The 23,006-nt window shown below is 69.5% G+C and carries 18 protein-coding genes and 1 tRNA gene; 10 read left to right on the forward strand and 9 right to left on the reverse strand.

What is annotated here, in order from left to right:
• The first annotated feature begins 123 nt into the window (after positions 1-123).
• Positions 124-195: transfer RNA gene (locus tag VG296_RS06085), tRNA-Cys, on the forward strand.
• A gap of 26 nt (positions 196-221) precedes the next feature.
• Here the strand turns inward: VG296_RS06085 and VG296_RS06090 are convergent.
• From VG296_RS06090 to VG296_RS06105, 4 genes are all read right to left on the reverse strand, one after another.
• Entirely contained in the window at positions 222-1,472 is a 1,251-nt protein-coding gene (locus VG296_RS06090) for a dihydrolipoamide acetyltransferase family protein (protein ID WP_325563959.1), read from the reverse strand.
• Complete coding sequence (locus VG296_RS06095) at positions 1,465-3,660, reverse strand: alpha-ketoacid dehydrogenase subunit alpha/beta (RefSeq protein ID WP_325563961.1); 2,196 nt, start codon at positions 3,658-3,660, stop codon at positions 1,465-1,467. The genes VG296_RS06090 and VG296_RS06095 overlap by 8 nt, the downstream gene beginning before the upstream one ends.
• The gene (locus VG296_RS06100) at positions 3,653-4,177 is read right to left on the reverse strand and encodes a VOC family protein (RefSeq protein ID WP_325563963.1); all 525 of its coding nucleotides are present in this window, start codon (positions 4,175-4,177) and stop codon (positions 3,653-3,655) included. Before VG296_RS06100 ends, VG296_RS06095 begins: the two co-directional genes overlap by 8 nt.
• Before the next feature lie 93 nt (positions 4,178-4,270).
• Entirely contained in the window at positions 4,271-5,533 is a 1,263-nt protein-coding gene (locus VG296_RS06105) for a M24 family metallopeptidase (RefSeq protein ID WP_325563966.1), read from the reverse strand.
• A 495-nt stretch (positions 5,534-6,028) separates the two neighbouring features.
• Between VG296_RS06105 and VG296_RS06110 the strand changes: the two genes are divergently transcribed.
• The 3 genes from VG296_RS06110 (at position 6,029) to VG296_RS06120 (ending at position 9,608) form a co-directional block, all read left to right on the forward strand.
• Positions 6,029-7,048: a LacI family DNA-binding transcriptional regulator gene (locus tag VG296_RS06110; protein ID WP_325563968.1), complete on the forward strand. Its 1,020-nt coding sequence runs from the start codon at positions 6,029-6,031 to the stop codon at positions 7,046-7,048.
• 458 nt (positions 7,049-7,506) lie between these two features.
• Positions 7,507-8,619, forward strand: coding sequence for a glycoside hydrolase domain-containing protein (locus VG296_RS06115; RefSeq protein WP_325563970.1), 1,113 nt, complete (start codon positions 7,507-7,509; stop codon positions 8,617-8,619).
• 20 nt (positions 8,620-8,639) lie between these two features.
• The gene (locus VG296_RS06120; RefSeq protein WP_325563971.1) at positions 8,640-9,608 is read left to right on the forward strand and encodes an FAD-dependent oxidoreductase; all 969 of its coding nucleotides are present in this window, start codon (positions 8,640-8,642) and stop codon (positions 9,606-9,608) included.
• A gap of 46 nt (positions 9,609-9,654) precedes the next feature.
• Here VG296_RS06120 and rph read toward each other — a convergent pair whose 3' ends face one another.
• Together rph and VG296_RS06130 are read right to left on the reverse strand one after the other, a co-directional pair.
• Positions 9,655-12,252: a rifamycin-inactivating phosphotransferase gene (gene rph / locus VG296_RS06125; protein WP_325563973.1), complete on the reverse strand. Its 2,598-nt coding sequence runs from the start codon at positions 12,250-12,252 to the stop codon at positions 9,655-9,657.
• 190 nt (positions 12,253-12,442) lie between these two features.
• Positions 12,443-13,966 (reverse strand): CYTH and CHAD domain-containing protein, encoded by a 1,524-nt coding sequence (locus tag VG296_RS06130; RefSeq protein ID WP_325563975.1) that lies wholly within the window; start codon positions 13,964-13,966, stop codon positions 12,443-12,445.
• Between the two features lie 110 nt (positions 13,967-14,076).
• On the opposite strand from VG296_RS06130, the gene VG296_RS06135 reads away from it, so the two are divergent.
• The gene (locus tag VG296_RS06135) at positions 14,077-15,186 is read left to right on the forward strand and encodes a response regulator (protein ID WP_325563977.1); all 1,110 of its coding nucleotides are present in this window, start codon (positions 14,077-14,079) and stop codon (positions 15,184-15,186) included.
• Positions 15,187-15,219: 33 nt separating this feature from the next.
• Here VG296_RS06135 and VG296_RS06140 read toward each other — a convergent pair whose 3' ends face one another.
• The gene (locus tag VG296_RS06140; protein WP_325563979.1) at positions 15,220-16,803 is read right to left on the reverse strand and encodes a SpoIIE family protein phosphatase; all 1,584 of its coding nucleotides are present in this window, start codon (positions 16,801-16,803) and stop codon (positions 15,220-15,222) included.
• A gap of 372 nt (positions 16,804-17,175) precedes the next feature.
• Here VG296_RS06140 and VG296_RS06145 point away from each other — a divergent pair, with 372 nt between their 5' ends.
• The 4 genes from VG296_RS06145 to VG296_RS06160 are packed head-to-tail and all read left to right on the forward strand — an operon-like array spanning position 17,176 to position 19,907.
• Positions 17,176-17,523 carry an STAS domain-containing protein gene (locus VG296_RS06145; RefSeq protein WP_325563981.1) on the forward strand — a complete coding sequence of 116 codons (348 nt, stop codon included), beginning with the start codon at positions 17,176-17,178 and terminating at the stop codon, positions 17,521-17,523.
• Positions 17,524-17,572: 49 nt separating this feature from the next.
• Positions 17,573-18,409 carry a patatin-like phospholipase family protein gene (locus VG296_RS06150; RefSeq protein WP_325563983.1) on the forward strand — a complete coding sequence of 279 codons (837 nt, stop codon included), beginning with the start codon at positions 17,573-17,575 and terminating at the stop codon, positions 18,407-18,409.
• Positions 18,409-19,503 (forward strand): 1-acyl-sn-glycerol-3-phosphate acyltransferase, encoded by a 1,095-nt coding sequence (locus VG296_RS06155; RefSeq protein ID WP_325563985.1) that lies wholly within the window; start codon positions 18,409-18,411, stop codon positions 19,501-19,503. Before VG296_RS06150 ends, VG296_RS06155 begins: the two co-directional genes overlap by 1 nt.
• A gap of 56 nt (positions 19,504-19,559) precedes the next feature.
• Complete coding sequence (locus tag VG296_RS06160) at positions 19,560-19,907, forward strand: STAS domain-containing protein (RefSeq protein ID WP_325563987.1); 348 nt, start codon at positions 19,560-19,562, stop codon at positions 19,905-19,907.
• Here the strand turns inward: VG296_RS06160 and VG296_RS06165 are convergent.
• Positions 19,897-21,018 carry a sensor histidine kinase gene (locus VG296_RS06165; RefSeq protein ID WP_325563989.1) on the reverse strand — a complete coding sequence of 374 codons (1,122 nt, stop codon included), beginning with the start codon at positions 21,016-21,018 and terminating at the stop codon, positions 19,897-19,899. The genes VG296_RS06160 and VG296_RS06165 overlap by 11 nt on opposite strands.
• 34 nt (positions 21,019-21,052) lie before the next feature.
• Here VG296_RS06165 and VG296_RS06170 point away from each other — a divergent pair, with 34 nt between their 5' ends.
• Entirely contained in the window at positions 21,053-21,286 is a 234-nt protein-coding gene (locus VG296_RS06170; protein ID WP_325563991.1) for a hypothetical protein, read from the forward strand.
• A gap of 141 nt (positions 21,287-21,427) precedes the next feature.
• On the opposite strand, the gene VG296_RS06175 is transcribed toward VG296_RS06170, so the two are convergent.
• Entirely contained in the window at positions 21,428-22,963 is a 1,536-nt protein-coding gene (locus VG296_RS06175; protein ID WP_349259475.1) for a GMC family oxidoreductase, read from the reverse strand.
• Positions 22,964-23,006 lie beyond the last annotated feature (43 nt).

Consider the following 23,006-nt stretch of genomic DNA (forward strand, 5'->3'; position numbering starts at 1 on the left):
CTCATCGTGCGCCTGCACGTCGATCTGCGACGTCAGGCCAGCGCTCTGTGTCAGGGTTCGGTCGAGCTCGTGCGTCGCTGAACTCCGCGAGGCCGAGAGCGGTTTCCTTCCTTTCTCCCTGTTGGCGGAGTGTCCGAGTGGCTTAGGACGTGGCCTGCAAAGCCATGCACGCGGGTTCGATTCCCGCCTCCGCCTCAACCCCTGATCATCTATCCCCATACCTAGCCGAGCAGCCGAAGCGGTGCTTCCACCGCGTCGCGGAACACTGACATCCACTGCGCGGCCAGGGCGCCGTCGATGGCCCGGTGGTCGACGGAGAGCACGACCCGGATCTTCGTTCGTACCTTGACGGCTCCGCGCCTGGTCACGTCGGCTTCCGGGCGGGCCGCGCCGACCGCGAGGATCGAGGACTGCGGCGGATTGATGATGGCCGTGAACTCCTCGGTGCCGTACATGCCGAGGTTGCTGACTGTGGAGGTGCCGCCTTCCAGTTCGGCTTGTTTAAGCTGTCCCTCCGACGCGCGCCTGGCCAGGTCGCGGGTGGTCTCCGCGAGTGTGCCGATGCTGAGTCGCTCCACCTGCGCGATGACGGGGGTTACCAGGCCCTTCGGTGACGCGATCGCGACGCCGAGGTTGACCGAGCCGTACTGTCGCAGGCCGGTCTCGGTCCAGATGACGTTGACTTCGGGGACCTGGGTGTGTGCCACGGCGACGGCCTTGAGGATCAGGTCATTGACGGACACGCGGACGGGCAGTGCCGCGTTGAGCTCGGCGCGCAGCTTGAGGAGCCGGTCCGCGCGGACGCTTGCGCGCAGGTAGAAGTGCGGGATGGTGGCCTTGCTCTCGGTGAGCCTGGTCGCGATCAGTCGGCGGAACTTGGTGTGCGGTATCTCGCTCCGGCCGTCGCGCGACTGTGCTGCCGCCGTCGGCGTCGGCACCGACGCAGGTTCGGGTTGCGCGATCGACGACTGCGGTGGGATGTGCAGAGCGATGGCCCGGGTCACGTCGCTGCGGACGATGCGTCCGGCCGGGCCGGTTCCGGTGAGCTGCGCGATGTCCAGCTTCGCGTCTTTGGCGAGGCGCCTGGCGATCGGGCTGGCGAAGACGCGTCCGTTGCCGTTGGTAGAGCCGGAGCCGAATTCGGATCCGGTGCCGTTGTCCGCTGCGCCCGCACCGACGCCCACGCCCACGCCGAGTCGGGCGAGTTCGGCGTCGATGTCCTCGATGCTCTCGCCGGGGCGGCCGATCAGGGCGATCGGGTCGCCGACCTGAACGTCGGTGCCGGGGGGAACGAGGGCTTTCAGGATCACACCGTCGGTCTCGGCCTCGACGTCGACGGCCGCTTTGGCGGTCTCCACGTGCACGATGACGTCGGTGGCGGCGTAGGTCTGGTTCTCGGCGACGGCCCATGCGGAGAGGTGGGCTTCTTCGGTGCCGGTGGCGACCTCGGGCATGCGCAGCAACTCAGGCATGACGGCCCGCTTCGATGTCGGTGAGCTTCGCGGCGACTTCTTCGGTGCGGGCGATCGCCGCGCGCTCGAGGACCCTGCTGATGCTCGGCGAGGCCTCGCCGCCGGTGACGCGTTCGATGGGCGCGTCGAGGTAGTCGAAGTAGCGGTGTTGGATCTCGTCGGCGAGCCAACCGCCGTAGGACGTGCCGAGGGCGCCTTGCTCAGCAATCAGCACCCTGTTCGTCTTACGGATGCTCGCGCCGACCGTCTCCCAGTCCAGGGACGCGCGATCGAGCCAGCGCAGGTCGATGACTTCAGCGTCGACGCCGGTCTCGGCCACGGCTTCGAGGACGTAGTTGGTCATGGCCAGATAGCTGATGACGCTGAGCGCGGCTCCACTGCGTCGCACGGCGGCGCGTCCGACGGGCAGGCAGTAGTCCATGTCCTGCGGCTGCGTCGGTCCGACCCCGCGACTCGTGTACAGGTCGACGTGTTCGAGCACGACGACGGGGTCTTGGCAGCGCAGTGCGCTGTTCATCAGGCCGACGTAGTCGAAGGGGGTCGAGGGGGCGACGATGCGCCAGCCCGGGGCGGTCGCGAAGACGCCTGCCGGGTCCATCGAGTGCTGGGAGCCGTAGCCGGTGCCCATGGCGACCTTGCTGCGCAGTACGAGCGGGACGGGGTCGTCGCCGCCGAACATGTGACGGGCCTTGCCGATCTGGTTGAACAGCTGGTCGGCGGCGACCCACATGAAGTCGGCGTACATGAACTCGACCACCGGCCGGAAACGGCCGTCCAGCGCCATGCCGCCGCCGAGTCCGGCGAAGGCGTTCTCGCTGATCGGGGTGCCGAGCACGCGATCGGGATGGGTCTCCTTCAGCCCTCGGGTGGCTCCGTTGGTCCCGCCGTTGAGCCGGTGGACGTCCTCGCCCATGACGACGATGCGCGGATCTCGCTCCATGCGGCGGGCCATCACTCCGGCGACGGCGTCGATGAACTTCACCTCGTCCAGTCCGGTGACCGCCGCCTCGTCGTACTCTGCGAAGGCCGCGTCGGCGAACTCGCTCAGGTCGCCGCGCACGCCCACGTTCACGTATTCGGGGTCCGGCCACTCGGCCGCCTTGATGCGCCGCTGTCCGGGCTTGCCGCCGATCACCGGTTCGAGCAGCGTGCTGCCGAGTTCGCGCATCGTGTCCGCGGCGCGGGCGGTGGCGTCGGCGAGCTGGCCGGCGGTGAGGATGCTGCGTCGTTCCAGATGTCCGGCGAGCTGCTCGATCGGGTCGCGAGCGCGCCAGGTGGCCTCTTCTTCCTTCGTGCGGTAGTGGAAGGCGCTGCCCGGGAACGGCCCGTTCTGGTGAAAGTAGCGGTACAGGTCGGCCTCCACGAGCGTGGGGCCGTCGCCGGCGCGCATGTGGGCCACGGCCTGACTCATCGCCAGATGGGTGGCCAGCACGTCCATGCCGTCGACGCGGAAGCTGCGTACGCCGAAGCCGGGTCCGCGGGCCGACAGGCGCGGTTCGCCGGTGGCCTCGTCGACGTTGGTGGACACGGCGAAATGGTTGTTCTCGAGAAAGAAGCACAGCGGCACGCCCCACGCGGCGGTGAGGTTGAGCGATTCGAGGGTTGAGCCGATGTTGGCCGCGCCGTCGCCGAAGTAGGTCACGGCCACGTTGTCGGTCCCCGCGTGCCGGTGCGCCCACGCCGATCCGGCGGCGAGCGGGACACCGCCGCCGACAATGGCGTTGGTGCCGATGGCACCGGCAGGCTTGTGCTGCAGGTGCATCGAGCCGCCGCGTCCGTGGCTCCAGCCGCGGTCCAGGCCGCAGATCTCGGCGAGGGTGCGCGACAGCGCCTCGCGTACCTCAGGCGAGTAGTCCGTCGTCGGGTCAATGCCCTTAGGCTCGATGTGTTGCAGCACCTTCGCAAGGAACTGATGGTGGCCCCGGTGTGAACCGTTGACGGTGTCGCCGTGTTTGAGGGCGAGCACCGAGCCGACCGCCGCGCCCTCCTGCCCGATGCTCGAATGCGCGGGACCGTGCACCAGCCCTTCGCCGGCGAGTTCGAGCACGTACTCCTCGAACGCGCGGATGAGCACGAGTTGGCCGTACATCGCGGTAAGCAGTGCGGGCTCGGCCGCGTCCCAGTCGGCGGCGGTGGCCGTGATCTCGGTCCAGGACGCTCGGGGTGTCAGCTCGCGGCTGTCAGGCATGGGGGTGGTCCTTTCCGGCGGCGCGTTCCGCCGCGTCGAAAGCCTTGCCGTCTGGGTAGGACACGAGTTCGAACTGCATGCCCCAGGGCGCGAGGAAGTAGACCCAGCGTTGTCCGGCGCTCGGGCCGCTGCTGGCGGTCGGCGCGCCGAGTACGGTCACGCCGTGCTCGCGGAGGAAGGACACGGCCGCATCCAGGTCCTCGACGTAGATCGCGACGTGGTGGCCGCCGTGGTCGCTGTTGCGCGGCAGAACGCTGCGTTGGTCGGGCGCTTCGTATTCGAATACTTCGAAGATGGCTTGCCCGGCGAGGCGGAAGAAGTGCAGCTGACGCATGACAGAGCGCGGATCGACGTTGAGATGCTCGGTCATCCAGTCGTCGTCGTGGACGTACGGGCCCAGGGAGTACATGTACTCGCAGCCGATGACCTCTTCGAGGAAGCGCCGCGCTTCGGCCAGGTCGGGGACGGTGAAGCCGAAGTGGTCGAGTCCGGTCACGCCGGGCAGCGTGTCAGCCATCGTCCCTCACCACCGGGTCACGATGCGCAAGTCGGTCGGCAGGTCGAGGGGTGGCAGAGCCATGGTCGGTGTGCCTTTCGAAATCGCAGGGCGTCAGGTCGCTGAGAAGGGGTTCGCGACCACGAGATTCTCGGCGGGATAGAGGGTGAGCACGCGCGGGCCTTCGGCGGTGACCACGACCTCCTCCTCGATGCGGGCGGCGGAGAACCCGTCGTCGGCCGGGCAGTAGGTCTCCAACGCGAAGACCATGCCCTCGCGCAGTTCGATCGGTTCGTGCATGCTGTTGAGCCGGGAGATGATCGGGCGCTCGTGCAGCCCGAGCCCGAGCCCGTGCCCGAACTGCAGGCCGAAAGCGGCCAGCTCGTCGGCGAACCCGAAATCGGTGGCCCTCGGCCAGACCGCGGCGATCTCGTCGGTGCCGACGCCGGGTTTGACCTTGGCGATGGCGGCGTCCATCCACGCACGCGCGGTGTCGTAGGCGGCGCGCTGCGAGTCGGTGGCGCGCCCGACCGCGAACGTGCGGTAGTAGCAGGTCCGGTATCCGTTGTAGGAGTGGATGATGTCGAAGAAGGCCTGATCGCCGGGACGGATGATCCGGTCGGTGAAGTTGTGCGGGTGCGGGTTGCACCGCTCGCCGGAGATCGCGTTGACCGCCTCGACCTGGTCCGAGCCCATCTCGTAGAGGCGCTTGTTCGCCAGGGCGACGATCTCGTTCTCGCGCACCCCCGGGCGCAGTGCGTCGACGATGTCGGCGTAGACGCCGTCGACCATCGCCGCTGCCTGAGTCAGCAGCACGATCTCGTCAACGTTCTTGATCACGCGCGCATCCAGCATCGCCTGCTGGCAGTCGACCACGTGCAGCCCCTGACGCTGCATCTCGAACAGGAATGCGGGTTCGACGATGTCCGCCCCGACCGGTTCGTCCGCGAGGCCGGCGTCCCGGAGCATTCCGGCGATCTCGGCGACGGCCGAGACCATCAGACCCGCGGACGGGGCGACCGCGCCGCGCATGCCGAGCATGCCGGGTCGGCAGTTCTCGTCCGGGAGCCAGTTGGAGTAGAGCTGGTGGTGGCGCACAGCGGAGCCGAAATCCCACAGCCACGGATCCTGCGCGTCGCGGGTCAGCAGCGCGTAGCGCGTCATCTTGTCGCCCAGCGCGCCGCCGATCCAGGTCTGCGTGGTGTAGCGGATGTTGTAGAAGTCGAATAGCAGGAACGCGCCACACTCGCCGTCCTCGAGCGCCGCCCTGGCCCGCGCGAGCCGATAGGCGCGCAGGCGCGCGAAGTCGACCCGCTCCTCGTAGTCCACCGCGGTGTGCCCGGGTGCGGCCAGCGGCCTGGCGGTCGGCTGTGTCATGAGGAATTACTCCGTTCCCGCGGTGCGGTGGGTCAGGGGATGCTGATATGGCCCTTGACGTCCTGGCCGCTGCGCGCCCTGTATACGCGGCGGGCCACCGCCGACCGCCGCCGCAGGTGACAATGCAGCCTGGCCGAATGCAATGCTTTGCAGTCAGGGTTAACGTGGCACTGCCCAAGTGCCCCGTCAAGGCCCCCGGACCCGCGACCGAAACCGGCCCACGGCGGGCCGGGTCGACCCGCCCGCGTCCCCTTTACCCTAGGAATAGGCGCTACGCTGGCAAAACAGCCGAGTGTGACGTGGCCATGGCCGACCATCCGACGCGGCGCTTCGGAAACGCGATTCTGCAAACGATTGACATTTACTGATGCCAGCTTCAGTTGCGCGACAGCCCGCGGCGACACCTGCGCGGCGCGACCGGCGTGGTCCTCGCGCCCACCGGCGGCGCCGTCTTGACATGACCTTCTCGTCCGCCGACATCGCTAGGATCGCGCCATGAACGGGGTCACCATGCAGGACGTGGCGGAGCGCGCCGGCGTCCACGTCGGCACCGCCTCGCGCGCGCTCGACCCCGACCGCCAGTACATGGTCAGCGCCAAGACACGAGAACGCGTCCGGCAGGCCGCCGACGACTTGGGCTACCAGGTCAACGCCCTGGCCCGCGGCCTGCGCAAGGGCTTCACCGGCATTCTGGGCGTGGTCGTTCCCGACATCGGCAACCCGTTCCTGGCCCCGCTGCTGCGCGGCCTCGAACAGGTGCTCGGCGCCCGCGGTTTCATGACCCTGGTCGCCGAGACCCACGAGGACCCGCGCAACCTCCGGCAGATCTGCGAGCACCTGATCGCGCGGCGCGTCGACGGCGTCATCGTCAGCGCCGCGCACCAGAGCGACGGCCCGTTCCTGTCGACCGTCGCCAAGACCATGCCCGTCGTGCTGGCCGTGCGCAAGGTGGACGAACCCGGCCACTACACCGTCACCCACGACGACATGCTCGGCGCCATGCTGGCCACCGAGCACCTCATCGACCTCGGGCACGGCACTGTCGCGCAACTGCGTGGCCCGGATGACGTCTCGTCGTTCTCCATGCGCACCGAGGGCTTCGGAAAGGTCGTCAAGCAGCGCCGCTGCCGCGACGTCTCCTCCGACGAGACCGCCGTCGAGCCCACGATCCAAGAAGGCAGACGACTGGCCGAGCGGCTGCTCAAGCGCGGCCACAATCGCCCGACCGCCATCTTCGCGCAGAACGACCTGATGGCCATCGGCGCCCTGGAGGCGCTCGCCGAAGCCGGGCTGCGCTGTCCCGAGGACATGTCCATCGTCGGCTACAACGACGCCCCGCTGACCCGGCACCTCGCCCCACCGCTGACCAGCGTGCGCCTTCCGAGCAGCGAACTCGGCCAGCGCGCCGGGGCCCTGATGCTCGCTCAGCTCGCCGGCACCGCGAAGGAACCCACCATCGAACTGTTCCCGCCGGAGCTGGTGGTGCGCGCGTCCACCAGCCGCGCGACGTTATAAGCGGCTCGGAATGTGAAAACCTGGTCACCCATCGGCTCGCCCTGCTACGATCCGCGCGTTTGCACAGTGTTCTGAGCAAGTGACGGTGGGGGATGAAAGGCATGCGTATCAGATCTCGATCTCGCCTGTGGTTTGCGGGCGTCGGAGGCCTGCTACTCCTGGCGGGCGCCGGGTCAGCTATGGCAACGGTCGGCTCGGCGGGGCACGAGCCGGCCCAAGCCGCACATCAACGGCCTGCCGCAGTCCCTGACACGTCCGGCACCGGCTCATCTCCGTCTACGCAGAACACGAACACCAACACCGCGCCGGAATCGGCCGCCTCACCGCAAGGCAGTCAGCCGTCTGCCATACCCGGTGCAGCCTCGGCCAAGCTCCGATACGTCACGTATCTCGGCCACAGGTTCACCGTCCCAGCCGGATGGCGGCTCGTCGACCTCGCCGCGAATCCGTCCACCTGCGTGCGCTTCGACGTACATGTCGTGTACCTCGGTGGCCCCTCGGCCGACCAGCAGTGCGCGACCCAGGGCAACGCGGCGGTGACCGGAGCGCTGGTCATCGAGCCCTCATCCGCGGCGCGGTCGGCGAGCGCCAGCGATGACCCGTTGGAGCAGCGAATCACCGCTACGCTGCCGGGCGTCGCGATCACCGCGTCGTACGGCAGCGACCGGCCGAGCGTGGTCGCGTTGCTGACCGCCGCCGGTGTGCCCACGCCCACCGCGACCGGCGACAGTGGCTCGGCCTCGGCCGTCGAAGCACGTATCACAGCGAACCTCAAGCCCATACAGGGTCCTGTCACCCCGGCCGTCGTCGCCACGATGACGCAGTACTACACCGGCCTTGGATTCGACGCATGCACGGCACCGAGCACCGCCCAGATGACCGCGTGGGGCTCGTCGCCGTTCGCAGGCATAGGCATCTATATCGGCGGAGCGGGCCGTGCCTGCACCCAACCGAACCTCACCACATCCTGGGTATCCGCCGAAGCCAGCGCCGGCTGGCACCTACTGCCGCTCTACGTCGGGCCGCAGATCGCGTTTGGCACGATCACGAACGCGACCGCCCAGGGTACGTCCAGCGCCCAGGACGCAGCGAGCCAGGCCTCTTCTCTCGGAATCGGCACTGGGGCCCTGCTCTACTACGACATGGAAGGCGGCGACTACACCGCCGCACAGACCGCGACCGTCCAAGCATTCCTCGGCGCCTGGACCACGGAACTGCACACGCTCGGCTACCACGCGGCGGTCTACGGCACGGAAACCGGAGCAGTCGGTGCCGCGGTCTCGGGCTGGGGCAAGATGACCGAGCCCGACGCACTCGACGTCGCCAATTGGAACGGCCAGGCCGACAGCGACCCGGGCGCCGACCCCGCCAGCCACTGGGCCGCGCACCGCGTGCACCAGTTCCAAGGCGCGGCCAACGCCACCTACGGCGGCGTCGTGATCAGCATCGACCAGGACTACTTCGGGCTCGGCCAGCCCTGCCAGCCGGCGCCTTCACCCGGTCCCGGCCAACAACCGGAGTACCGCACCAACTGCGCCGGCCTCGTCCCTGCGCCATCCCCCACAGCTTGACGGCCGTTACGATGGGCGGCGTGGGTGACGTGACGGTAGTGGGCGCCGGAGTGATCGGGCTGAGCATCGCCCACGAGTTGGCCGTGGCCGGCCATCGCGTACAGATGGTGGCCGCACGGGACGCCACGAGCAGCGTGTCGGCGGTGGCGGCAGCGATCTGGTTCCCGCACGACGTCAACAGTTCCGCGCAGGTGCTGGACTCCGCGCAGGTGACCTACCGAAGGCTTCAGCATTTGGCGAGCCGGCCGGGCACTGGAGTCCGTATGCGTCAAGGCACGGTGTTGATGCGCCACGCGGACACCGATACCACCTGGACGCGCGCGGTGCCGCAGCATGAGTGGCTGGACTCCTCGGAAATCCCCGCGGGCATCGTCGCCAGCGCCGGGGCTTCGGGCGTGCGCTGCACGGTACCGGTGGCCGTGACCGACGTGTACCTGCGCTGGCTGCAGGCGGCGGTGCTGGCCCTAGGCGTGAAAACCAGCACCGCGGAAGTCAGAGACCTGCGAGAGGTGCTGGATCAGGAAAACCCTGACGCACTCGTCGTGGCCGCCGGGATACGGTCCGCCGCGCTTCTCGGCGATGACGACGAGACGTACCCGATCCGGGGCCAGGTGGTGCGGCTCGCCAATCCGGGCCTGACCGAATGGGTCACCGACGACGACAACCCTGAGGGTCTGACCTACGTCGTTCCGCGCGAGCACGACGTCGTGTGCGGCGGCACCGGAGACCGCGGGTCGTGGGACGAGCAGGTGGATCCTCTGGTGGAGCAAGCGATCCTCCGCCGGGCACTCGCACTCGTTCCCGCGCTAGCAGGCCAGCCCGTGCTCTCGCGCGCAGTCGGCCTGCGTCCGGCGCGCACTAGCGTGCGGGTGGAAGCGGTGGCCGGCTACAACAAGCCGGTGTTCGCCTGCTACGGCCACGGCGGCGCCGGTTTCACCCTGTCCTGGGGAGACGCGGCGCGCATCGCCGGGCTCATCGGCCCGGCCTGATCTCACGTCACGCTGAACGCCACGCGGAATCCGCCGCCGGGGTTAGTCAGGGCAGGATCTCGATGTATCCGTCGGTTCCGTGTACTCGGATGCGCTGCCCGTCCCGGATGAGCCGGGTGGCGTCCATCACGCCGACGACGGCCGGCAAGCCGTACTCCCGGGCGATCACCGCGCCGTGGGTCATCAGGCCGCCCACCTCCGTGACCAGGCCCGCGATTCCGACGAACAGGGGTGACCAGCTGGGGTCCGTGTGGGCCGTGACCAGGATGTCGCCAGCTTCGAGATCGGCCTGCGCCATGTCGAGGATGACGCGCGCCCTGCCTTCGATCGTCCCGGCGGAGACCGGTAGGCCGATCAGGGCTCCGGGCGGCACGTCGTCGCGCCGGTACGCTCCGGCGAGGGCCTCGCCGTCCGATGTGAGCACCCGGGGCGGGGTGAGCGCGTGGTAGGACTGGAACGCGTCCTTGCGCTCTTGGATGATCCGATGGTCCGCCTGGTTCGTGCGCGCTACGTCGTGGAGCTCCGGGAACGTGAGGTAGAAGATGTCTTCCTTCTCCGGGAGCACGTCGGCTTGGACGAGGCGCTCGGCCTCCTCCATCAGGGCCTGCTTATAGACGAAGTAGCGGCTGATGATGTTGTACTTCGGGTACTCCCGGTAGCCGATGAAGGCGCGGACCTGGTCGATCATCCGCTTGGTCTCGTCGGCCTTCTGCTCACCGTCAGACAGGGCCCGCAAGCGGGTCAGCACCTCGCGTTCCTTCTTCTGCGCCTCCTGCCGTCCGTGCTCGAAACGCCGCTCGGCCGCGCCCGGCTCGAAGTTCCTGACGTTGTCGAGGATCACGGGCACGAGCGTGGTGGGGCGCTCGCGCCAACGCGGCCTCGTGATGTCGATCTCGCCGACGCAGCGCATGCCGTAACGGTCGAGGTAGGCATCGATGGCGTCGCGCGCCTCGGTTCCGCCCGGGAGCTTCGGCAGCTCGTCCAGGAAGTCTTCGTTCTCGACGCCCTGCAGGAAGGCCACGACCTCCGGGTACGGGCGGATCACGTCGGCGACGTCGAGCAGCGCCAGCCCCATCTCCGACGTGACGTTGTCCGGGGCGGACAGCGTGAGCGTGTCGGCCGCGTTCTTCTCGCCCAGCCACTCCTGCAGCTTGTCGTTGAGCCACCACGTGGCTTTCATCCCCGCCATGATCGCCGGGAGGTTCAGCGGATCGGTCAGGACCCGCTTGTGCTCGGCGAAGGCCTCCAGCAGGAAGTCGAACAGCGCCGGTCCGGTTTTCGTTCGGATCTCGCGGCGCAGGGTGGCGATGGACGCCTCGCTGCGCTCGATCAGCCCGGCGACGATGGACGGATCGGTCTCGACCGCGGCGGACGCGCCGCGGGTCGGCGGCGGCCCTCCGGGCGTGTCCGGGACCGTCGGGATGAAGTCGCCGCGCTCGAGGACGGTCTCCACTGCGTCCCTGGTCAGCGGGTCACCCCTCCCGATGAGGTCCAGGAAGCCGGCGCGGCCCGCGGGCGAGGCCAGTTGCCGGGTGGCGTCGACGAACAGCCGCCCGCCGGCCTCGTGCATCGGCGCCATAGCCGTGAGCTGCCATACGGAGATGCCCAGCGGCTTCATGGCGTCGGTCATCATCTGCTGGTGGCCGACGGAGAGGTAGACGCGGTTCTCCGCGTCGCCGGTCTCGGGGATGGGAAACAGCGTCGTGATCGGTCGGCTCTGGACGATCTGGAATTCATCGTCGGCCAGACACCATTCGATGTCCTGCGGTCGGCCGAAATGTGCTTCGATCCGTCGCCCGAGTTGCACGAGCCGAACGACCTGAGCATCCGTCAGCGCAGGCTGTTCGTGCCGGTGCGGGTCGATCGCCACTTCCTGCGTTCCGCCCGTCGGCAGGGCACTGATGGCACGCCGCTTGGCGGCGATCGCCTTGGCGACGACTTCGCCGTCCCGGACCTTGAAGACGTCCGGGTTCACCAGGCCGGAGACCAGGGCCTCGCCCAGACCGAAGCCGGCGTCCACGGCGGCGACCTTCCGGTTGCCCGTGATGGGGTCGGCCGTGAACAGAATGCCCGACGCATCCGGGAAGACCATGCGCTGCACGACCACGGCCATGTGGACCGTACGGTGGTCGACGCCGTTCCGCAGGCGGTAGGTCACGGCCCGCTCGGTGAACAGCGACGCCCAGCACCGGCTGACGTGCTGGAGGATCGCGGCCGGCCCCGCGACGTTGAGGTACGTGTCCTGCTGGCCGGCGAAAGAGGCCGTCGGCAGGTCTTCCGCCGTCGCGCTGGATCGGACGGCGTAGGCAGCTTGATCGCCGAGCCCTGCGAGCGCGTCGGTGACCGCGACAGCCACATCCTCGGGGATCATGACCCCTTCGAGTGTCTGGCGGATCTCCGCGCTGAGCGCGCGGATCGCTTCCTGGTCGTCCGGGTCGAGGTGCGACAGCCGGTCCAGTTGATCGTCGATCGACGGCGCTTGCGCCATCATCCGCCGGAAGGCGTCCGTCGTGATACAAAAGCCGGCCGGCACGCGGATGCCCTCGATCCGCGACAGCCCGCCCAGGTGCGCGCCCTTGCCGCCGACGACCGCGAGCTGCGTCTCGTCAATCTCTTGAAGGCCCAACACGTACTGCTCGATCATTGCGATACCTCCAAGGCAGCCCTGTTCCGTCGCACTGCAATGGATTTCAACCCACGCACATTGCGCCCCGTTCCCGTAGGTTATGGCTTCGATCGACGATTCTGCGCCACGACCCGGGCCTTGCCGCAAGGCCCCCAGTACGCTATACATTAAGAGTGGCGAGGAGAGTTCTCCTTGCCTTTCTTATTTTCTATTTCATCCAGGCTGTGCGTTTGCGGCGGTCGGCGCGGCTCCAGAGGTCCTCCGCGCGCTCGGCGAAGCGGCGGGCGCGTTCGTTCATGCGCTCGTGCAATACGCCGTAGGTGTAGGACGTCTCGCCCTCGGAATTCGCACGGGTTGCCAGGCCGCGCAGTTCACCCGCGGCGATGACGGAGTCGTGGTGCTCGCCTAGGGTCGATGCCAACTTCTTGAGCGCCTTCGCCGACTTCCTGGCCTTCTTGCCGGACGCGAGCGACGCGACTTCGGCGGCGTAGCGTGCGCGCTTCGCGGCCTTGCGCACGTCGTGTAGGGCGGTGCCGTGCGCTTCGCCGGACGCATGCCGTGCGGCTCGCATCCTGCGCTTGACCCGGCGCTGCGAATGCCGGACCAGGCTGGGCAACGCGCCGGTCGCGCGTCGATCGGCGTCGGCGTTCAGCGGCGTGTCGGCCGCGAACGCATCGAGAGCCTCCAGCAGTTCGATGTAGCGGCGAGAGCGCAGGACGTCCGCCACGTGGCGCTCGCCCTCGGCCAGACGCGACGCGAAGTTTCCGCCGACCCGTGCCCTGACCGGCCCGAGGACGGACTCGGCGGGGATCCGCGCGAGTTCGTCGAGGAGCAGGTCGCGCAGCACCTCCTCGTCGCGGGCGCCGGACAGCTCGCGGCCGAGCCAGCGCAGCTCGCTCTCGAGGTTCGTGTTCTGCGACGTGAACAAGGGGCGGAACTCCCGCAGCGCCGAGCGCATCCTGCGCGCCGCGACGCGCATCTGGTGGATGGCGTCGGGCTGGGCGCGGCGCACCTGCACGTCCCAGGAGAGCAGTTCCTCGAACTGCTCGCGGAAGTAGGCGCGCACGACCTCGCCCGCGCTGGCCGGCTTGCGCGACGACGGCCGCGGGCCTGCGAATATCCGCGGGTCCGAGGCACTGAGCGCGGCCTCGAGCTTCATCCGATACGTCGAGCGTCTCAGTCCGCTGCGACGTAGCGTCCGGTCGGCGGCCTTGAGCAGTTCGCCGCCGTCCTCGACGCCCTCGGCCAGCTCCACCTCGATCTCGGTCCAGCGGGTCAGCACCGCGGTGCCGCCGAGCGCCTCGGCGGTCACCGAGTCGAGCGCGACCTCGGCGAGCGGATCACCGGTCACGTCGACGAGCGTGCTGGCGCGGCGGCGGGTGGTGATCGTCGCCACCGCGCGCGGTGTGCGGCCGCGCAATCGTCCGGTGAGCAGGTCGGTGAATTCCGTCGGCATCTCGGCGTCACTCGCCAGGCGAAGCTCGGTGCGCGTCTCGGCGTCCCCGGCGGGGATCTTCAAGTGCCAGCCCGCATCGTGCCCGCCGACGCGGTGCCGCAGCGTGATCCCGGCCCGCGCCAGGTCATAGGACGCGGTGTCGTAATACGTCGCCTCCAGGCGCACCTCGTCGGCCTCGGACTGCGCGGCGACACCCGGAAGACTCCGCAGGTCAGGCAGCCGCGCACCCGGAGGAGCTTCGTACTTTCGTTCCGTCTCGCGCATCACCGTGGCCATGCATGGCCCGGTACCCCGATTGCGGCGGATGATGAATCCCGGATCCGCCGGGGGCCTGGTAACTTCACTGGTGTAGCCCTCGGACAGGACTTCGGCCGGGAGGAACCACGGTGAGCGGTGCCCCGGAAGACAGCGCCGACAACGCACGCCTCGACGCGTTGCTCCGAGCGATGCGCGCCTACCAAGGCGGGGAGGCCTCGGCGCGCGCTCCGATCGCCCCCGGCGAGAGCGGTCGAGACGCCGAGCTGTGCCGACTGTTCAACGCGATCGTGGAGCGCTCGGCGCTGCTCGAGCGCCGACTGGCGCAGCAGGCGGGCACCGGGGGCGCTCAGCGCGAGGACGCGACGGCCGCCGCCTCGGCGACGCACGGCCGAGTGACAGTGGTCGGGACCAGGTCCTCGGCCATCGCGGTCTTCGAAGACGTCTCGGCGGCGGAGACGCTCGGTGCCATGGGCGAGGCGGCCAAGGCTGCCGTGCACGGCCTCGGCGGCGCCTGGGAGCGCGCCGTCATCCTGCGGATCCGCTCCGACGAGGACGTACGCACGGCGCTCGCGGGACACGACATCGTTTGCGCGCTCTTCGACGCCCGATCGCCGCTCGAACCGCTGCTCTCGGCCGCCCGAGCGCTTGAGGCGGCGGTCCCGGACGCGCCGATGGTGTATTTCGCCCCGGAAGGCGATCACGCGTCCGCGGATCGGGCGGCCGCGGCGGCGCGGGGCCGGGACGGTTCCGAGGTCGTGCGCTCCATCGGACAGGCCTCGGAACGGCTGACGCTGCACTGGCTCACCAAGGCTTCGGGGGCGGACGAGCTGTCCGTGCAGCAGCCCGATCCCGGCTACGGACTCCAGCGGTTCGAGGGCGAGAAGGTGCTCGTCGTGGACGACGACGTGCGCAACGTGTTCGCCATGGTCAGCGCCCTGGAGCTGTACGGCCTCACGGCCCTGACCGCGGACAGCGGATACGCGGCGATCGAGATCCTCGACCATACGCAGGACGTCAGCCTGGTGTTGATGGACCTGATGATGCCCGGCCTCGACGGGTACGCCACCACCGCCAGGATCCGCGAACGCGCCGCCTTCAGCACTCTGCCCATCATCGCCGTCACCGCCCGCAGCGGGGCCTCGGACCGCGAGCGCAGTCTCGCGGCCGGTCTCACCGAGTACGTGACCAAGCCGGTCGAGGTCGAGCACATGCTCGGCTTGATCAGAAGTCTGATCTAGACCGCTGGAGCGAGAGCTGAGAGCCCAGGGCCGTCAGAGGAAGCGGACGACCAGCAGGCACGCGTCGTCGTCGGTGTCCGAGCGCGCGTTGCCGAGGATGCAGTCCGCGTATTCCTCGAGGCTCTCGGGGGTCGCGGCCGCCAGCCGCATCAAGAGCGGAGTGCCCTCCTGCGGAGCACGGCGGCGCTCTATCAGACCGTCGGTGTACAGCAGCAGCAGGTCGCCCGGCTCGATCTCGATGTCCACTTCCTCGTACCGCGCGGCCGGATCCAGCCCGAGCATGCCGCCGGCGGGCTTGGCCACCGCCTCGGCTTCGCCCCCGCGCACGAAGACCGGACTCGGATGCCCCGCGTTCGCCAGGGCCAGGCGCCGACGCTCGGGGTCGTACACCGCGCAGCAAGCGCTCGCGAGGGTGAACTCCGAAAGCTCACAAGTCAGACTATTGAGCCAGTGGAGCAGGCCGGCGCTGCCGGCGCCGGTTACCGCCAATCCCTGCAGTGCGTGATAGAGCCTGGCCATCGCCGTGGCCGCGGGGAATCCATGCCCGGCCACGTCTCCGATGTACAGCAGCACCTTGCCCTCGGCCAGCGGAGTGACGCCGTACCAGTCGCCGCCGACCCCGGCCGCGGCGCTGGCCGGGCGGTACCGCGCGGCCACCTCGATGCCCGGAACGCTTTCGGGTACCGGGCCCGTGGGCATGATGACCTGCTGGAGCAGGCCGGCCAACTGCCGTTCCGAATCCGCGCGGGTACGCCGGGCCGCGAGCTGCACCTGGGCGATCTCCAACGCCGTCTGCGTGCGCCGACGCACCGTCACATCCTGCACGCTGCCGTAGACCCGCATTACGCGGCCGTCCTCGTCCGCGATCGGATCGCCGCCGAACCGGATGTGCCGCATGGCGCCGTTCGCCTGGAGCACGCGCACTTCCACATGGGTGGGGCGCGCCTCGGCGATCAGTGAGCGCAGGAACGCCTCGTGCTCCGCGGCGTCCTCGTGGTGGACCTGGTAAGGAGGCCGGTCGACGGGCAGCGGGCCCGGAGTGACGGTCGAGCCGAGCACGGCCAGGGCCTGGGCGTACCAATGGATCGCATCGCCGCGCACGTCCCACTCCCACGGCCCGGTGCCGGCGAGGCGGTACACCTCCTCCTCCCACGCCGGGTCGGTCCCGGTGGTTCCGCGGTTGGGGCGCAGGGTGACCAGCAGCAGCCCGGGCTCGATGCGCAGGGCACCGACCGAGATGCTGCGCGGGCGCACCCGCCCGCCCGGCTCGGAGGCCTCCTCATAGGCGTGTTCGTGGATGCGCAGCGGCGTGCCCGTCTGCACGACCTCCTCCAGGGCTTCGAGCAGACCCGAAGCGCCTGCCCACGGAATCAGCTCGGCGAGGGCACGGCCGGGCAGGCGGCGGCCGTCGGGACCGGGAGCGAGCAGGTCGGCCGCGGCGATGTTCGACGCGAGCACCACGAGCCCGGTATCGAGATCGGCGGCGCCGTCCGCGGCGCGGACGAGGAGCGCGGGTTCGAACGCGGTGTCGACGACACTGCGCAGCAGCCGAATGTGGTCCCCCTCTGGCAGGCTTCGAGCATCCTGCCCACCCGTCGGCGGGGTCCTGCGCTGCATCAACCAGCTCCTACTAGATGTGGACCCGGCCTTGTGTCCGGCCTGAAGGTCGGCGTCCAGCCCTGGCTCTCGCGAGTCGTCGCCGCACAGCAATGCTACGCGACGGCGCGACCAGCGGCGGGTCCGCGCGGGAGCCTGTTCGGCGCACCCCGCGGGCCGGGCTTTCGCGCCGGCCCTCGGCCCTGACCAGCGCGAATCGTGCCATGGCCGCCTTCATGCGTCACGCAGTCGGCGGATTGGCCCCGTTTTCCGACTGAGGGGTTCGCGAGGTGGTCACCGCTACGTTCACGCCCTCAAGTCCTCGGGTATGCGGGTCGGGCCCCCTGATAGCGTGGGGAGCAGCTCGGACCTACGCGACGAAGGGCTGGAGCGGTGACTGAGAACAATCCGGCGCTGACGGTGAAGGCGATTCGCGGGTCCGGCGGCGAGACCGTGCTGGCGGTCGAGGGGGATATCGACCTTACGTCGGCGGACTCCCTGCGCGGAGAACTGCTGTCGGCGGTCGAGCATGGGACGACTGTGCTCGACCTCGCTGAAGTCGGGTTCTGCGACTCCAGCGGCCTGCGCGTCCTGGTAGAGGCGGACCGTAAAGCACGATCGCACGGCGCGACGTTCCGGCTCGCCGCGCTCGCCGCGCCGGTGGAACAGCTCCTGGAGCTGACCAAGGCCGACGAAGTCCTCGACGTCTTCCCGAGTGTGGAGGCCGCCCTCAAACGGTGAGCAGCCGGGCGAGTGCGTATCCGAGGCGAGAACGGTTACCCGCGCACCCATGACAGCACCAGTGACCGCGTTCGTGCTCGGTGGTGGAGGACCGGAGGGCGCCAGTGAGGTCGGCATGCTTCGGGCGCTGGTGGAGGCGGGCATCGAACCCGACCTCATCGTGGGCACCTCGGTGGGGGCCGTCAACGGCGCGGTGTACGCCGCGGAGCCCGGCCCGGCGCGTGTGAAACGCCTCGAGGCCGTCTGGTCGGGTCTGGAGGCGAGCGGAGTCTTCGAGGGATCGCTGATGACGCGCGTGGGCACGGCGTTGCGCACCCGGACGCACATCCACTCCAACGAACCGCTGCGTCGGCTGCTTCAGGACGCGGTCGGCGACGGCCCGATCGAGCAGATGCCGGTGCGCTTCGAGTGCGTCGCCGCATCGATCGAGCGCGCGGCCGAAGTGTGGTTCAGCAGCGGTTCGATCGTGACCGCGGTGCTCGCGTCCAGCGCCGTGCCGGGTCTGCTACCGCCGATCGCGTACCGGGGCGAGCACTTCCTCGACGGAGGGCTGGTCGACAGCGTCCCGGTGGGCCGCGCCGTCGAGCTCGGAGCCGATCGGATCTTCATCCTGCACGGCGGCCGGGTCGAACATCCCCTGGCCGTGCCCCGCCAGCCCTGGCAGGTGGCGGCCGTGGCCTTCGAGATCTCCCGGAGACACCGTCTGCACCGCGCGCTCGCCGATCTGCCCGACAGCGTGGCCGTGCACTTGCTGCCCGCGGGGACTCCCGCGCCGTCGCCCGCCGACTGGGGCCGATACCTGAACTATCGCGCCTACGGCCGGGCCAAGGATCGGATCCGGCTCGCCTACGAGGCTTGCGCGGCGTATCTCGAGGCGATGGCTTGATGACAAGCACGATCCGGTTTCTCGTGCGGCACACGGCGCTTCGCAGGTTGATGGGCCTGTGCCTGCTCGGCGTCTTCCTGCTTGCCGGGCTCGTGGTGCTTCCCGTGGCATTCCTTCTGGGCGTGCTGCTCTCGCTACGCCCGGGTGGCCGTGGCCGATCCGCCCGATTCGCCGCCTTCACCACCGTCTATCTGGCTGCCGAGATCGCGGGATTGTGGCAGGTCCTACGGCTTCGAGGGCCACTCGCCCGAGCGGACGTGGCAGGTGATCCGGCCCGGCTCCTGGACGAGCACTACCTGCTTCTTCAACGCCTGCTCGGGCGCCTGCACTCTGCTGCGGAGCGTTGGTTCGGGCTTCGCCTCACACCGCCCGATCGCGGGCATGACGTGCCCGACGGCCCGCTGATCGTGGCGAGCAGGCACGCAGGGCCGGGAGATTCGTTCCTGCTCGTTTACGCCCTGATGGTGGTCGCCGGGCGGCGCCCCAGGGTCGTACTCAGCCGCGCGCTGGCTCTGGATCCGCTCATCGACGCGCTTCTCAGCCATACGCCGAACTGCTTCGTCGGGTTCGAGAGCGATCAACGGCAGCGCTCGACCGACGAGATCGCCGGACTGGCCCGCACACTCGGGCCGCGGGATGCGGTCGTCATCTTTCCCGAGGGCCGCAACTTCACTGTCTTGCGCCGCGCACGCCTGATCGAGCGGCTGCGTCGACGCCGCAGGGATGCACGTCGCTTGCTGCCGTCGGCGCGCGCCCTCGAACACGTCCTGCCGGCGCGCGGCTGCGGCCTATTCGCGGCCGTGGATGCTGCCCCGCCGGGCACACACCTCGTGTTCGTCGCCCACACGGGGCTCGACGCGATCGAGTCCGCGCGCGACGCGTGGCGCGCCGTTCCGCTGGAACGGCCGGTCGAGCTGGACTGGTGGTCCAGCCGCGTCGACGAAGTGCCGACGGACGCCGCCGATCGCGAGAGGTGGCTGGAGGCGCAGTGGCTGCGAGTGGACGCCTGGATCGACGATCACGGTGCTCAGTCGGAGGCCGGACCGGATAGTGCCGTGGTGGACGCGAACCAGAATCGTGCCATACCGACCTGACGCGAGTAGTGTCAGCTGAGAACGTCCATGCCGCAGGCCGGAAGGAAACTCCTGTGATGTCTGAACCTACCCGCCTGGACATACGCGTGGCACACGACGACGAGAGCGCGACGACGGTCATCACGACGGTCGGTGAGCTCGACCTCGCCTCGGCGGAAGCGCTGCGTGAGGCGCTACTCAAGCGGGTCGAACTCGGCGTGGTCGTCCTCGACCTGCGCGGTCTTGACTTCTGCGACTCCGCCGGACTGCGCACCCTGGTCGAAGCCGACCGGGCGGCCCGCGCTCGGGGGTTCGCGCTGCGACTGGCCGCCCTCTCGCCGTCCGTGGACCGCGTGCTCGAACTCTCCGGGGCCCGCACGGTACTCTCCACGTTCCCCGACGTGGCGGCCGCGCTCAGGGCCTGAAGTCATCCGGCACCCGCCAACCGTCGTCCGCGGCACCGACATCGACGTAGGCGCGGACCGTGGTGCCCGAACTCGGGGTCGAATGGATCAGCAGCAGGTCGGAGATTTGATTCGCGGTCCACAGGCCCGCACCGCCGTCCCGGGTCCGGACGTCCGGTCGGCGCCGACCGACGAGCGGGTCGGCGATGAGACCGTTGTCGCGCACCTCGCATATCGCGTGCGCGCCGTCGCGCCACACAAGTAACCGGCCCTTGCCGCCGCCGTGGCGAATGCTGTTCGACGCCAGCTCGTCCGCGACCAGGAGGAAATCCGCGAGGCGCCGACCCCTCAGCCCAAGGCGCGGCGCCAGCCCGCGGATCAGCGAGCGCAGTCGGCCCAGGTCCGCGAGAGCGAACGGGAGCTGCGCCAACGGAGCTCTCAGGTCGGAAAGTGGCGCGGTGAACGCACGCTCCGCGGCCTTCGCATCGTAGGCGAGCCGCTGACTGGGATCGCCGTCGGACCCGCCCAACACGATGGGATGGGATCCGGACACGTGCTCGACCACCTCGGCGGGAAGCCGCCGAGCGTCGTACGGGCACAGCAGCGACCACGCAGGTCCCGCGTCGAACGCCGCGTTCAGCAGGTGCTCGTGGGTCTGGCATTCGCGGATCTCGATCGGGCTGCGGCCCGCCCAGATCTGTTCGCCTATCCCGCGGAAGGCCCGGGGCCACGCCGTGTTGCGATCTACCCACTCCTGCCAGGCGGGGATGAGGCGCGCGGGGTTGGGGCCGAGACTCTTGATGTCGAGGAACTCCACCTCCCGCGCGTCCTGTCCCAATTCGCCGCGCAGTGCCTGGGCGTTCGCGGTGACCACCGCCACGAGGACGGCCTCCTGGGCGTCCAGCCCCTCGCGCACATAGCCGGCCGCCCTGGCCACGAAGTCCTCGGTCCCCTCGTAGACGAGCGCCTCGTGGCGGAACCGCGGTGACTGCGGCTGGAATGCGGTATCCGGTTCCATCGTGCCAATCCTCCCGCAACCTGCTCGACGCGCCCGGATGCCCCGTCGAACCGGCCCCAAACGTCCCAGGATCGTGCCCGAGAACGTGAAGTCGAGACAGGAGTTCCTGCGCACGTGTCGATCCGCATGTCGCGGTGATACCGAGACCATGCCGAATCTTCACGCCGCTACACCGGGCCGTGGTACCGCCGTCAGAGGCCTGAGCCCGCGACTGGCCGTCGCGGTGCCGGTCGCCGTGCCGGCCGCTGTCGCGGTGGGGCTGCTCGTGCTGGCGGTGGAGAGCTCCTTCGCGGTGTTCCTGGTCACCACATTTCTCGTGCACCGGCCGCGGCCCTCCGTGGCCGAACTGGATGCTTCCCCCTCACCGCCATCATGGCCCTGATGGTCTGGGCCAACCTCACCGCGATCGCGCTCTTCTACGGACTCGCCGCCGCCGCGCAACTCGAGGCGGCGCGGGCCGGCGGCCTGCCTCCGGTCCGCCCCGATCCCGGGGTGTAGCCGCTGGGCGCCGGCGTCCCGCGGCTCACGCGCTCAGCCGGTCCGCCGCCCGGGCCGCCAGCGCCATGATGGTGAGTGCCGGGTTGGCAGAGCCCTGGGTGGGCAGCACGCTGCCGTCGGCGATGTAGAGGTTCGGAACGGCGAAGCTGCGGGAGTCCGCGTCCACGACTCCGTGCCGCTCATCCGCGGCCATCCGGGCGCCGCCGACCAGGTGTGCGTACCGCTCGATCGTCATGACCTCGTCCGCTCCGGCCGCGCGCAGCAGGTCCTCCATCACGCCGCGCGCGGCGCTCATCAGAGCCCTGTCGTTCGCGCAGCGGCTGTAGGCCATGTTCGCCACCGGCAGACCGTGCCGATCGGTCTCCTGCGCCAGGGTGACGCGGTTCTCCGGCTGCGGCAGGAGTTCGCACAGCGCGCCGAGGCAGGACCAGTGCACGTAGTCGCTCATCATCCGCCGCAGGTCCGCACCCCAGTGGCCTTGGGCGGCGACGTGTTCGGCCCAGGTGATCGGCAGCGGCGAGACGGTCTGGATGGCGAACCCGCGGTGGTAGGGCTTGGCCGGGTCGGTCTCGTAGAACTCTTCGGTGCTCACCTCGGGCGGCGGGGCCTTGTACATCCGGATCTCGGAATCGAACCGGCCCGCGGTCTGCGGCGCGCCTTGCACCATCACGTACCGGCCGACCTGGTCGAAGTCGTTGCACAGCCCGTCGGGGAAGCGTCTCGACGCAGAGTTGAGCAGGAGCCTCGGGGTCTCGATCGAGTATCCGGCGACGATGACGACGCGGGCGCGTTGAAAGCGCTGCAGACCGTTCCGGATGTAGTGCACGCCGGTCGCGAGGCCGGTGTGTTCGTCCACGTCGATGTGCGCGACCATGCTGTCGGCGCGGATCTCAGCGCCGTGCGCGAGTGCGTCGGGCACGTGCGTGATCAGCGGCGAGGCCTTCGCGTTGACCTTGCAGCCCTGGAGGCAGAAGCCGCGGTATACGCAGTGCGGGCGGTTTCCGAAGCGGCCGTTGGGGATGGCGACCGGCCCGACCTTGGCGGTGATCCCGAGCTTTTCCGCGCCCCGCAGGAAGATCTCCCCGTTGCCGCCGACCGGGTGCGGCCGATGCGGGTAGCCGTGCGGATCGCCCCAGGGCCAGTGTTCGCCCGCGACCGGCAGTTCCTGCTCGATCGCCGTGTAGTACGGCTTGAGGTCGCGGTAGGCGATCGGCCAGTCGGCGCCGACGCCGTCCTGGCTCAGGGTCCTGAAATCGCTGGGGTGGAATCGCGGGACGTAGCCGGCGAAGTGCACCATCGAGCCGCCCACGCCGCGCCCGGAGTTGTTCGAGCCGAGCGGCACGGGGTCGGCGCCGGAGATGACCCGTGGATCAGTCCAGTACAGGTGGTGCGAGCCGGCCTCGTCGCTGACCCAGTCGGTGTCCGGGTCCCAGAAGGGTCCCGCGTCGAGGCCGACCACCCGCCAACCGGCGCGCGCCAACCGCTGCAGCAGCACGGACCCTCCCGCGCCGCAGCCGACGATCACCGCGTCGACCTCGTCGTTGTCGTCGAAACGGCGCATGTCCCTGCGCAACTGATGGTTCGTGCGGGTGCCGTCGTTGGGC

The sequence above is a fragment of the Actinospica sp. genome, from assembly GCF_035552695.1.
Lineage (GTDB): Bacteria > Actinomycetota > Actinomycetes > Streptomycetales > Catenulisporaceae > Actinospica.